7 protein-coding genes are annotated in these 13,149 nt (G+C 76.4%); 6 read left to right on the forward strand and 1 reads right to left on the reverse strand.

Features of this window, described 5'->3' with window-relative positions; genetic code table 11:
* From ABTZ17_RS25295 to ABTZ17_RS25315, 5 genes are all read left to right on the forward strand, one after another.
* Window positions 1–1,254: non-ribosomal peptide synthetase (locus ABTZ17_RS25295; protein ID WP_352197998.1), on the forward strand; the 1,254-nt coding region annotated here is incomplete at its 5' end.
* Window positions 1,251–2,042, forward strand: a complete 792-nt coding sequence (locus tag ABTZ17_RS25300; protein ID WP_352197999.1) for a thioesterase II family protein — start codon at window positions 1,251–1,253, stop codon at window positions 2,040–2,042. The genes ABTZ17_RS25295 and ABTZ17_RS25300, both read left to right, overlap by 4 nt.
* Before the next feature lie 73 nt (window positions 2,043–2,115).
* Window positions 2,116–3,171 (forward strand): TauD/TfdA family dioxygenase, encoded by a 1,056-nt coding sequence (locus tag ABTZ17_RS25305; protein ID WP_352198000.1) that lies wholly within the window; start codon window positions 2,116–2,118, stop codon window positions 3,169–3,171.
* Entirely contained in the window at window positions 3,168–5,045 is a 1,878-nt protein-coding gene (locus ABTZ17_RS25310; protein ID WP_352198001.1) for a non-ribosomal peptide synthetase, read from the forward strand. The genes ABTZ17_RS25305 and ABTZ17_RS25310 overlap by 4 nt, the downstream gene beginning before the upstream one ends.
* 11 nt (window positions 5,046–5,056) lie before the next feature.
* Entirely contained in the window at window positions 5,057–10,477 is a 5,421-nt protein-coding gene (locus ABTZ17_RS25315) for a condensation domain-containing protein (RefSeq protein ID WP_502994838.1), read from the forward strand.
* Between the two features lie 146 nt (window positions 10,478–10,623).
* On the opposite strand, the gene ABTZ17_RS25320 is transcribed toward ABTZ17_RS25315, so the two are convergent.
* Window positions 10,624–11,988 carry an MFS transporter gene (locus ABTZ17_RS25320; RefSeq protein WP_352198003.1) on the reverse strand — a complete coding sequence of 455 codons (1,365 nt, stop codon included), beginning with the start codon at window positions 11,986–11,988 and terminating at the stop codon, window positions 10,624–10,626.
* Between the two features lie 98 nt (window positions 11,989–12,086).
* Between ABTZ17_RS25320 and ABTZ17_RS25325 the strand changes: the two genes are divergently transcribed.
* On the forward strand, window positions 12,087–13,076 hold the full coding sequence (locus ABTZ17_RS25325) for an ArsR/SmtB family transcription factor (protein ID WP_352198004.1): 990 nt from the start codon (window positions 12,087–12,089) through the stop codon (window positions 13,074–13,076).
* Window positions 13,077–13,149 lie beyond the last annotated feature (73 nt).

A 13,149-nucleotide genomic window follows, 5' to 3' on the forward strand; every position in this document is an offset into this window, starting at 1 on the left:
CCCGTCTCCTGGGACGCCTTCAGCCTCGAATTCTGGGGCGCCCTCCTCCACGGCGGCACCACCGTCCTCCAACCCGGACAACGCCCCGAACCGGCCGTGATCGCCTCCCTCACCCGGAAGCACGCGGTGACGATGCTCCAGCTGTCCTCCAGCCTCTTCAACTACCTCACCGACGAACACCCGGACACCTTCACCACCACCCGCATCGTCTACACCGGCGGCGAGCCCGCCTCGCCCACCCACATCGCCCGCCTGCACGCCCTCCACCCGCACCTGACCGTCACCAACGGCTACGGCCCCGCCGAATCCATGGGCTTCACCACCACCCACACCGTGGATCCCGGGGCTCCGACGGGCGCCACCGTCTCCATCGGGCGCCCCCTCACGCACAAGCAGGCGTACGTCCTGGACGAGCGGCTCCGCCCCGTCCCCCCGGGCGTGACCGGTGAGCTGTACCTGACCGGCGACGGCATCGCGCACGGCTACCTCGCCCAGCCCGGCACCACCGCCGGACGGTTCGTCCCGAACCCCTACGGCACCCCCGGCAGCCGCCTCTACCGCACCGGAGACCAAGCCCACTGGGACACCCACGGCGACCTCCACTACACCGGACGCACCGACACCCAGATCAAGATCCGCGGCTTCCGCATCGAACCCACCGAAATCGAAACCCTCCTCACCACCCACCCCCACCTCACCCAGGCCACCCTGGCCACCCATCCCGACCGGCACGGCACCCCGCAGCTCACCGCCTACGTGGTGGCGGGCGGGGACTCCGGACCCACCCCGCAGGAGGTCCGGCTGTGGCTGCGGGAGCGGTTGCCCGACCACATGGTCCCGGCGTTCGTGGTGCCGATGGAGCGGCTGCCGCTCACCCCCAACGGAAAGATCGACAAGCGGGCGCTGCCCGTGCCCCGTCCCGTCACCGCCGTCGGCGGACGCTCCCCGCGCACTCCCCTGGAGGAGACGGTGCTGGGCCTGTTCACCGAGGTCCTGGCGGTCACCGGGCGGCTGTCGATCGACGACGACTTCTTCGACCACGGCGGGCACTCCCTGCTCGCCGCGCGCCTCACCCACCGCATCGGGGCCGCGCTGGACGTCTCCCTCACCCTCCGGGACGTGTTCCAGTACCCGACCCCCGCCGCCCTCGCCCAACACCTCGAAGCCCGGCTGTCGGCCGGTGCGGCCCCGCCCCGGCGGTCCCGCCCCACCCTGCGCCGCCGCACCACCGACCAGGAACGGAGTACCTCATGAACGAGCACGACGGCACCCTCCCCGCCCCCGACGACGTGGTGTGGGACCTGCCCGGCGAGGGACCGCAGCGCACCACCCTGCTGGTCCTGCCGCACGCCGGCGGCAACGCCCACGCCTACGCCGGCTGGCGCGAGCACCTGCCGGCCGACGTCCGCCTGCTGATCGGCCAGTACCCGGGGCGCGGGGCCCGGTTCGCGGAGGACCTGCCCCGCGACATCGCCGACCTGGCCGGCCCGGTGGCGGCCTGCCTGCCCGAGGGCACCACCGAGGACCTGGTCGTGCTGGGCCACAGCATGGGCTCGCTGGTCGCCTTCGAGGTGGTCCGACTGCTCCAGGCGGCCGGCCGCACCCCGCGGGCCCTGGTGGCCTCCGCCTGCCGGGCGCCGTTCCTCGACAACCCGGCCGTGGTCCACCCGGAGCGGCTCGACGACGACGAACTGGTCGCGGCGATCAAGGTGCGCGGCGGGACCGACGACGGGATCCTCGACGACCCCGAGCTCCGCGAGATCGTGATCCCCTCGATCCGCGCCGACTTCGCCATCGACGACGTGTACCGCTGCCCGCGGGACCGGGCCCGGGTCGACTGCCCGGTGACCGTGATCGGCGGGGACGCCGACCCGGTGGCCCCCGCGGCCTCCCTCGGCCGCTGGGCCGAGGTCACCGAGCACGCGTTCGCCGCGCACACCCTGCCCGGCGGCCACTTCTACTTCCAGGACCGGCTGCCCGAGTTCTTCGAGGTGCTGGCCACGGTGGTCGGCGGCCGCACCCCGGCCCCCGCCGCGGCCTGACGCCCCTCCCCGGTCCGCCCCACCCGGCCACCCGCCGGACACCCGAACTTCCGCACCCACCGCGAGGATTCCCATGACCATCTACGCAGACGCCCCCGCCCCGGCCGCCGCCGTCACCGACCACCCGGTCGTCGCCGTCCACGAGGCCGGCAAGCCCGCCATCGTGCGGACCCCGGCCGGCGCCGGCCTCGCCGAGGCCGTGGCCTGGCTGACCGCCCACCGCGAGGAGATCCAGGCCGAGCTGCACCGCTCCGGCGCCGTCCTGCTGCGCGGCCTGCCCGTCACGGACGCGGCGAGCTTCGCCGCCGCCCGCGACGCCCTCGTCTCGCAGCGCGCCGGCTACAAGGAGAAGGCCACCCCGCGCACCGACTTCGGCGAGGGCGTGTTCTCCTCCACCGATCTGCCGGCCGTGCAGCCGATCCGGCTGCACAACGAGAACAGCTACACGCTGGACTTCCCCGGCGTGCTGCTCTTCGGCTGCGTCATCGCTCCCGAGGAGGGCGGCGCCACCACCGTCGGGGACATGCGGGAGGCGCTGCGGCAGCTGCCGCCGGAGCTGGTCGCCCGCTTCGAGGAGGCCGGCTGGCTGCTCGTCCGCAACTACTCCGAGCTGGCCGGACTGCCCTGGTACAAGACCTTCGCCACCGAGGACAAGGCGGTCGCCGAGGCGTACTGCGAGGAGAACACCGTCGGCTTCGAATGGCTCGACGACGACTCGATGGTGACCCGCCAGCGGCGCTCGGCGATCATCACGCACCCGGTCACGGGCGAGCGCAGCTGGTTCAACCACTTCGCCTTCTGGAACAGCCGCACCCTCGACCCCGACATCCGCGAGGTGCTGGTCGACACCTACGGCGAGGACGGCCTGCCCTTCAACACCTACCTCGGGGACGGCAGCCGCCTCACCGACGAGGAGGTCGACGCGATCAACGCGGTGTACGACCGGGTGACGGTCCGCGAGACCTGGCAGGTCGGCGACCTGATGCTCGTCGACAACCTGCTGTGCGCGCACGGCCGCGAGTCCTACAAGGGCGACCGCAAGATCCTCGTCGCCATGGGCGAGCCGGTCGCGCTGGCCGACTGCTCCCCCGCCTCCCAGCCCTCCACCACCGCCTACACCGGGAAGTGACCACCACCATGACCGCCGTCCTCCCCGAGCGCCCCCGCGTCGCCGCCGCTCCCGCCGCCGAGCCCGCCTCCGTCCCCGCCGTCGCCGACCTGCTGGACCGGCTCGCGCAGGCCCCGGCCGACCGCACCGCCGTGGTCGCCGCCGACCGCGAGCTGACCTTCGCCGAACTGCGCGCCGAGGCCATGCGCTTCGCCGGCCGGCTGGCCGCCCGCGGCATCGGCCCCGAGAGCGTGGTCGCGCTGGCCCTGCCCCGCGGCTCCGCCCTGTTCACCGCCCTCATCGGCACCCTCACCGCGGGCGCAGGCTACCTGCCGGTGGACCCGAAGCTCCCCGCCGACCGGCGCCGCTACCTCGTCGAGGACTCCGGCGCCGACCTGGTGGTCACCCCGGACGGGGACACCGCGCCCCTCGCGCCGGGTACCGCCCACGTGAGCATCGGCGAGCTGACCGCCCCCGGCGGCGGCGCCGACCCGGAGTACCGGCCCGTGCCCGTGGCCGCCGACGGCCTGGCCTACGTCATCTACACCTCCGGATCCACCGGCCTCCCCAAGGGCGTGGAGATCCACCGCGGGGCGGCCTCCGCCCTCCTCGCCGAACTGGAGTCCGAGGGCATCGCCGCCCCCGGGCACGGCCGGGTCGGCTGGAACGCCTCCCCGTCCTTCGACGCCTCCGTGCAGCAGTGGGTGCGGCTCTGCCGCGGCGACACCCTGGTCATGGTCGACGACGAGACCCGCGCCGACCCGGCGCTGCTGGCCCGCTTCGTCGACGAGCAGGCCCTCACCGACCTCGACATCACCCCCTCGCACGCCGAATCGCTCCTGGACCTGCTCACCGAGGACGGCGGACCGCGCCCGCTGACCCTCCTCATCGGCGGCGAGGCCATCGGCCCGGCCCTCTGGCAGCGGATCGGCGAGCGGGCCGCGGCCGGCACCCTCCGCGCCGTCAACCTGTACGGGCCCACCGAGTGCACCGTGGACTCCACCGCCGGATGGATCGACGCCGCGGACGCCCCGCACATCGGCCGCGTCCTGCCCGGCCTGAGCATGCGGGTCCTCGACGACAAGCTGAACCCGGTGGAGCCCGGCGGCAGCGGCGAGCTGTACCTCGCCGGCGCCCGCGTCGGCCGCGGCTACCGTCGCCGCCCCGCCCTCACCGCCGGCCGGTACACCGCCGACCCGCAGGGCACCGGCACCCGCATGTACCGCACCGGCGACCTGGTGCGGCTGCTGCCCGACGGCCGCCTCGGTTACCTGGGCCGCGCCGACGGCCAGGTCAAGCTCCGCGGCCACCGCGTCGAACTCCCCGAGATCGAGGCCGCGCTCACCTCCCACCCCGCCGTCGCCGAAGCCGTGGTGCTGCTGCGCGACGAGGTGAACGGCGCCCCCGGCCTCGTGGCCTACCACCGCCCGCAGGACCCGGCCGCCGGCCCCGCCGACGCCGCCGCGCTGCGCGCCCACCTGACGGCCTCGCTCCCCGCCTACATGGTCCCGGCCGCCTTCGTCGCCCTGGACCGCTTCCCCACCACCACCCAGGGCAAGCTGGACCGCGCCGCCCTGCCGGCCCCCGCCCCGGCCGCCGCCGACACCGCCGACGGCCCGGCCGACGGCCCGGCCGAGGACCTCGGACTGACCCGCTCCCAGGCGCTGATCGCCGGGGTCTGGGCCACCGTCCTCGGCGCGAGCCGCGTCGGGCCCGACGACAACTTCTTCAAGCTGGGCGGCCACTCCCTCCTCGCGATCAAGCTGGTGTCCCGGGTCCGCGCCGAACTCGGCGTCGCGCTCCCCGTGAAGGCCGTCTACGCCAACCCCCGGCTGCGTGACCTCGCCGCCCACATCGACACGCTCGTCGCCGCCGCGCCGGGCCAGGACGCATAGGACCGATGACCGTGATCCCGCTGTCGTTCGCCCAGCGCCGGCTGTGGTTCCTGGGCCGCCTCCACGGACCCTCCGCCGCGTACAACGCCCCCGTCGTCCTGCACCTGGACGGGGTGCCGGACCCCGAGGCCCTGCGCGCCGCCGTCACCGACCTGGCGGACCGGCACGAGGTCCTGCGCACGGTCCTGGCGGCCGGCCCCGACGGAGAGCCGCACCAGCGGGTGCTGGACGCCTCCGCCGTGGCCCCGCTGACGGTCGAGGACTGCGCGCCCGGGGACCGCGAGGCGGCCGTGGCCGCCTTCGTCCGGCAGGCGATCGACATCACGGCCCGGCCGCCGCTGCTCTCGCGGCTGTTCCGGTCCGGTGACGGGACCTCGGTCCTGGTCCTGCTCGTCCACCACGTCGCCACCGACGGCTGGTCCGTCGGCCCGCTGCTGCGGGACCTTGCCGCCGGCTACGCCGCCCGGCTCGCGGGCACCGCCCCCGACCGGGAGCCGCTGCCCGTCCAGTACACCGACTACACCCTGTGGCAGCACGAGCTGCTGGGCGACCCGAAAGACCCCGACAGCCTGGCCGCCGAACAGGTGGCCCACTGGCGGAAGGTCCTGGCGGGCGCCCCGGCCCTCACGGCCCTGCCCGCCGACCGCCCCCGACCCACCGAACCCTCCGGGCGCGGCGCCACCGTCACCGGGCGCCTCGACGCCGCCGCCCACGGCGGACTGCTCGCCCTCGCCCGGGGCCGGCGGGCCAGCCTCACGATGGCCGCCCGGGCCGCCCTGGCCGCCACCCTCGCCGCCGCCGGCGCGGGCGAGGACCTCGTCCTCGGGGCGCCCGTCGCGGGCCGCCCCGAGGAGGACCTGTACGAGCTGGTCGGGTTCTTCGTGAACTCGCTGGCCCTGCGCACCGACGTGTCCGGGGACCCGAGCGCCGCGGACCTGCTGGACCGGGTCCGCGAGGCCGACCTCGCCGCCTACGAACACCAGGAGCTGCCCTTCGACGTCCTCGTGGAACAGCTGGCCCCCGAACGGGCCCTGGGCCACCACCCGTTCTTCCAGGTGATGCTGACGGTCGCCGCCGACGGCCCCGACTCCGGGCCGCTGCGCCTCGCGGGCGGCATCACGGGCACCACCGCCGACACCGGCCTGGACGCCGCCAAGTTCGACCTGACCTGGTACTGCGCCGAACGGCACACCGCCGACGGCCGCCCCGACGGCCTGGACGTGGCCCTGACCTACGCCGAGGACCTGTTCGACGAGGGCACCGCCCGCCTCCTGCTCGGGGGCTACCTCAAGGCCCTCGCCGGATTCGCCGACGCCCCGCTGCGCCCCGTGAGCGCGCTGGAACCTTTCACCGCCGCCGAACGGGCGGCGCTCGCGGACCGTCGCGAGCGCCTGGACCGAGCGGCGGCCGAACGGTCCGCCGCCGCGGCGCCCGCCCCGGTCCGCACCGACGTCCTCTCGCCCCGCGAGGAGATCCTGTGCGGGCTGTTCGCGGAGATCCTGGGCCTGGACGCGCTGCCCGCGGACGCCAACTTCTTCCGCAACGGCGGCCATTCGCTGCTCGCCGGGAAGCTCGTCAACCGGATCCGGGCCGCCCTCGGCGTCCCCGCCGGCATCCGCGACCTGTTCCTCGCGCCGACCCCCGCCGCCCTGCACCGCAGGCTCGCCGCCGCGGAGCCCGCGGACGGACCGGACCGCCCCGCCCTCGCCGCCGTACCGGCCGGCGAGCGGCCCGCCCTGCTGCCGCTGTCGGCGGCCCAGCGCGCCCTGTGGCTGCTGGGCCGCATCGAAGGGGCCACGGCCACCTACAACGCCCCCCTGGTGCTCCGCCTGGACGGGGTGCCCGACCGGCGCGCCCTGGCGGCGGCGCTGGCCGACCTCACCGGCCGCCACGAGGTGCTGCGCACCGTGTACGGGGCGGAGGGAGGGGAGCCGTACCAGCGGGTGCGGTCCCTCGCCGAGGCCCCGGTGCCGGAGTGGCGGGAGGTGCCGGCCGGCGGCCTGGACGCGGCCGTCGAGGCGTTCGGCCGGGAGCACCTGGACCTCGCGACCGAAGGACCGCTGCGGGCCGCCGTGTTCCTGCCCGGGGACGGCACGGCCGTGCTGGTGCTGCTCGTCCACCACATCGCCACCGACGGCTGGTCGCTGGCCCCGCTGCTGCGGGACCTCGGGGAGGCGTACGGGGCGCGGCTGGCGGGCCGGGCGCCGGCGTGGCGGGCGCTCCCGGTGCAGTACGCGGACTTCGCGCTGTGGCAGCGGTCCCTGCTGGCCGGACCGGCCCGGGAGCGGCTGCTCGGTTTCTGGAAGGAGGCCCTCGACGGGCTGCCGGCGCGGACGGACCTGCCGTACGACCGGCCGCGTCCGGTCGAGCCCAGCGGGCGCGGGGCGGCGGTGACGGCCGTGCTGGACGCGGAGGCGCACCGGGCCCTGGCCGGGCTGGCGCGGGAACGGCGGGCCAGTCTGTTCATGGTGGCGCGGGCGGCGTTGGCGGCGGCGCTGTCCGCGACCGGCGCCGGCACCGACCTGGCGGTGGGCACGCCGGTGGCGGGCCGCTCCGACGAGGCCCTGCACGAGCTGGTGGGCTGCTTCGTCAACTCCCTGGTGCTGCGCGCCGATCTGGCCGGGGATCCGGCCGTGGGCGAGCTCGTGGACCGGGTGCGGGAGGCCGACCTGATCGCCTTCGACCACCAGGACCTGCCCTTCGACCTGCTGGTGGAGGAGCTGGCGGAGCCGGGCCGGGCCCTGGGCGAACACCCCTTCTTCCAGGTCATGTTGACGGTGCAGGAAGCAGCGGACGAGTCGGTGCGGCTGGGACCGCTGACCGCCGGCGCCGGCAGCACCGATCTGGGCGCGGCCAAGTTCGACCTGTCCTTCCACTGCGCGGTCCGGCGGTCCCCGGACGGCGCCCCCGCGGGCCTCGACCTGTACCTCGGCTACGCGGAGGACCTGTTCGACGCGGGAACGGCGGAACTGCTGCTGGCGGTGTTCGGGCGGGCCCTGCGGGCCTTCGCGGGGGCCGCGGCGGCCGGCACCGGGGCGCGGCTGTCGGAGCTGGAGCTGGTGACGGAGGCGGAGGCCCGGGGTCTGGCCGGGCGGCGCGAGCGGCTGGCGGAGGCCGTCCGGCGGGCCGGGGCCACCCCGGAGCCCGGGCCGGCACCGGTCGGTCCGGCGGCCCCGCGGGTGGAGATCCTGTGCGCCCTGTTCGCGGAGGCCCTGGGCCGCGAGGAGCACGGCGCGGAGGCCAACTTCTTCAAGTCGGGAGGGCATTCGCTGCTGGCCAGCAAGCTGGTCAACCGGGTGCGGTCGGTGTTGGGGGTGGAGGCGGGCATCCGGGACCTGTTCCTGGCCCCGACCCCGGCCGCCCTGCACCGGCGGCTCGGTGCGGCGGGCCCGGCGGGGGCGGCCCGTCCGGTCCCGCGGGCCGTGCCCGCGGCGGAGCGGCCGCGGCGGCTGCCGCTGTCGTACGCGCAGCGCCGACTGTGGTTCGTGGACCAGCTGGAGGGACCCTCCGCCACCTACAACATCGCGTTGGTGCGGCGGCTGGACCGGCCGTTGGACCCGATGGCGCTGGCGGACGCCCTGGCGGACGTGGCGGCGCGGCACGAGGTGCTGCGCACGGTCTACGGGGCCGAGGGCGGGGAGCCGTACCAGGAGGTGGTGGCCGAGGCCCGGCCGCAGTTGGAGCTGGGGCGTCCGGCCGACGTGGCGGCGGCGGTGGACGCGGCGGCCGGGCACGTCTTCGACCTGGCGCGGGACCTGCCGCTGCGGGCCTGGTTGTTCTTCCCGCAGGGCGAGGGGCGGCAGACCCTGGTGCTGCTGCTCCACCACATCGCGGCGGACGGCTGGTCCACCGGGCCGCTGCTGGCGGACCTGTCCGCGGCCTACGAGGCGCGGGTCGGTGGTCGGGCCCCGGAGGGCCCGGCACTGCCGCTCCAGTACGCCGACTACACCCTGTGGCAGCGGGAGACGCTGGCGGGGGCGGGCGCGGACCGGGAGTTGTCGTTCTGGGAGGGGGCGCTGGCCGGGCTGGCGCCGCTGACGGACCTGCCGACGGACCGGCCGCGACCGGCGCTGCCCTCGGGGCGGGGCGGGCTGACCGGGTTCACGGTGCCCGCCGGGGTCCACCGGGCCCTGGTGCGGACGGCGCGCGCCCGGGGGGCGACGCTGTTCATGGCGGTGCAGGCGGCACTGGCGGCCTGCCTGACCCGGATGGGCGCGGGCACGGACCTGGCGGTGGGCACGACTGTGGCCGGTCGCGGCGACGAGGCGCTGTCGGGTCTGGTCGGGTTCTTCGTGAACACGCTGGTGCTGCGGACGGACACCTCCGGGGACCCGGAGTTCGGGGCGCTGTTGGAGCGGGTCCGGGACGCGGACCTGGCGGCCTACGACCACCAGGAGCTGCCCTTCGACCGACTGGTGGAACACCTGAACCCGCACCGCTCCTCGGCGCACCACCCGCTGGTGCAGGTGATGCTCCAGGTGAACGCGCTGGCGGGGGCGGGCGGTCCGCTGACGGGTCCGCTGGCGGGCACGGAGCTGCCGTTCGGCTCGACCACCGCCAAATCGGACCTGACCTTCGCGCTGACCGAGCGGGAGGACGGTTCGCTGGCCGGGGTCCTGGAGTACGCGACGGACCTGTACGGGCCCTCCGGCGCGGCCCGGCTGGCCGCGCTGCTGGTGGCGGCGCTGGAGCTGTTCGCGGCGGACCCGTCGGCGCGGGTCGGCGATCTGGCGGCCCCGGCGGACCGGCGCGGGGAGCGTCCGCTCGTCGGGGGCTACCGGATCGACCTGTCGCAGGTCTCGGCGGTGCTGTCGGCGCATCCGGCGGTGCGCGCGGCCCGGGTCCGGGTCGAGGGCGACCGGCTGCTGGCCGAGGTGACGGTGGCGGGGACGGGCGCCGGGGCGGCGGAGTCGGGTGTCACCGAGGCCGCGCTGCAGTCCTGGGCGGCGGAGCGGCTGCCGGAGTACGCGGTGCCGGCCGCGGTGGCGGTGGCCGGGGAACCCTCCCCGGGGGCCTCCGCTCCGGGCGGACCGGGTCGTGCGGGCCGTCCGGGTGCCGCGCGGACGGACGCCGCCGAGGAGGCCGCCGAGGAGGCCGGTACGGCTGCTCCGGGGGACCTGCTGCTCGCGGGGCTGCTGAGACTGTTCGCCGAGGTCCTGGACGGGCGCGACGTGGGTCCGGGGGACAACTTCTTCAAGGCGGGCGGGCATTCGCTGCTCGCGGTGCGCCTGGTGAACCGGGTCCGCACGGAGCTGGGCCGGGAGCTGACCCTGCGCGAGGTGTTCCGGCACCCGACCCCGGCGAAGCTGGCGGCCTTCCTCGCGGCGGCCGCCGTGCCGACCGGCCCGCCGCTGGTGGTGCCGCCGGTCCCGCCGACGCCGCCGCCGCTGCGCCGCCGCACTCGCGGCGGGGCCCGCGTCCGGCAGCCGTAGCCGGAGCGCCGGGAGAGCCCGGGGAGGCCCGTACCCACGGGGGGCGGGCCTCCTCGCCGTGCCCGACGGTCCGGGCGGGGTGCGGCACGGAGTGGGCCCGGTGCGGAGTGGCGTGGGGTGGGGAGTGGCGTGGGGTGAGGTGGGGCTCAGGCGGGGGCGCGGGAGGACCCGCCCGCCGCTCCCCGGGCCCGACGGATCCCGAGCAACAGGGGTGTCACCGCGCACAGTTCGCCGACGGCCCCGACCCACAGGGCCGTACGGACCCCCGCGTGTTCGGCGAGGAGACCGCCCACGAGGGCGCCCACCGGCATGCAGCCCCACACCACGCAGCGGAAGGTCGCCGAGACCCGGCCCAGGAGCGGCCCCGGGGTGACCCGCTGCCGCAGGGCCACCGACTCGATCCGGAAGGTCATGAAGGCGGTCCAGCCCAGGCCCTGGAGCACACAGGCCACCGCGTACCGCCAGTCCGCGTGGAAGAAGGGCAGGGCACACAGCCACAGCAGTCCGCTGACGAGCACCGAGGCGCACATCGCGCGCGGGACGCCGAGGCGGGCCGCGGCCCGGGCCGCGAGCAGGCTGCCCAGGAAGCCGCCCAGCGCCTCCGCCGTGAAAACCAGCCCGCACAGCAGGGGCGACAGGCCCAGTTCGCCGGCGAGCAGCACCAGCAGCATCGAGGTGCCGACGGTGCCGCAGAGGTTGGACACCGCCGCGGTCAGGGTGAGTCCGCGCAGCATCGGGTCGCGGAACAGGAAGCGGAGCCCTTCCGCGATCTCCGTGCGCAGTCGTGATCCCCGGGGCCGCTCCGGGGGTCGGGGGTCGGCGGTCCGGATCCGGGCCAGGAGCAGTGCCGACGACAGGTGGGCGACGGCGTCCACGACGAGCGCGACGGGGGCGGTCACCACGGCCAGCAGCGCCCCGCCGACGCCGGGCCCCGCCGCGGCGGTGACGGTACGGGTGGATTCCAGGGCGACGTTGGCCGCCACCAGCCCTTCCTTGTGGACGAGTCGGGGCAGGTGTGCCTGGTGGGCCGCGTCGAAGAAGACCGCGCAGACCGACAAGCCGAAGGCCACCGCGTACAGCTGGGGCAGCGACAGCACCCCGCACCAGGCGGCCACCGGCAGGGTGAGGAGCAGCAGGGTCTTCCCGAGGTCGGCCACGACGAGGACGCGGCGGCGGCGCATCCGGTCCACCCAGGCTCCCGCGGGCAGGCCGAGCAGGAGGAATCCCAGGTACTCGCACGTCACCAGCAGGCCCGTCTGGAACGGACCGGCCCCGAGCGGGCCGATCGCCACCAGCGGCAGGGCGAGCGCGGTGACCGCGGTGCCGGCCTGGACGACGGTGTCGGCGGCCCAGAAGCGCCGGAAGTCCGGCAGCCGGTGCAGCGCGGGGCGGTGCTCCGGGCGGGGATGCGGGTGGGGAGGTGCGGCCGGGATCGGGTCCGGGGACGTGGCGGGCGGTGCGGCGGGGGCCGGTGTGGCGGCGGCCGGTGGCGTGGGTGACGTGGTGGTCATGACGGGGCACACCACCAGGCGCGGGCGCCGGCCACCATTGTTTTAGCCTGGGCTGAATCCTCGCCGGGACCCCGGCGCGGCGGGAGGGGTGCGGCGGGATGGCAGGGGCGGGTTGCGGAACGACGGAGGTCCGGCTGGGGGCGGCGGACCTGGCCCAGCTCCGGTTCGCGATCTCGCCGCTGTGGGAGGCGGTCGCGGCACTCCGCGCCACCACCGATCCGGGGCGCCACGCGCTGCATCTGCCCTGGCTCAAGGAGGCGTCGGCGCTGGGCACGGAGCGTACGGCCCTGCTCCCCCACCTGCCGGAACTGGAGGCGCGCCTGCCGGCCCCGCGGTGCCCCCTCGCCACGCTGGACGAGGAACTGGCCGAACTGGCCGAACCGGCCGAGCCGCCGGCCCCCGAGGGACCGGAGGGGACCACGGCGGATGCGGTGGGCGCGGCGGGCGCGGCGACCTCGGCGGCGGTGCGCGGGTGGTGGCGGGCCGGGGTGGAGCCGTACTGGCCCCGGATCAGGGCCGTGCTGGAAGCCGACCTGGCCCACCGCACCCGGCAGTCCGCCGAGGACGGCATCCAGGAGGTCCTGGCCCGTCTCCACCCCGATCTCGACTGGTCGGCGGGCCGGCTGCGGCTCCCGGCCGGCGCGGCGGGCCCGGTGGCCCGTCCGGCCCCCGCCGCGGCGGGGGCCGCGGCCGGGCCCGGTCTGACCCTCGCGCCGAGCGCGTTCGCCCCTCGGTGCCTGCTCGTGCCCGGGCGGCCGGGCGTACCGCCCTGCCTGGTCTACCCGGCGCGCGGGCTCGGCACCCTGTGGGAACGCCCGGCGGACACCGCAGAAGGGCTCGCCCGGCTCCTCGGGCGCAGCCGGGCCCGGCTGTTGGCCGACACCGTCACCCCGTCGACGACCACCGGGCTCGCGGAGCGGACCGGGCTCACGGCGGGGGCGGTCTCCCAGCACCTGGCCGTGCTGGGGGCTGCCGGGCTGGTGACCCGGCACCGGTACGGGCGGGAGGTCTACTACCGGGCGGCGGACCTGGGCCTCGCCCTGTTGGGCGGAGCCCATCCGCCGCGCGGGGCCTCTTCCGCGTCCTGACGAGCAGCCACGGCGGCCCCCTGGCAGGGCTGGGTCCTGACCTGCCCGGGGCCCGCGCGGCTTCAAGACCGCC

The organism is Streptomyces sp. NPDC097619, assembly GCF_040302735.1.
Classification (GTDB): Bacteria; Actinomycetota; Actinomycetes; order Streptomycetales; family Streptomycetaceae; genus Streptomyces.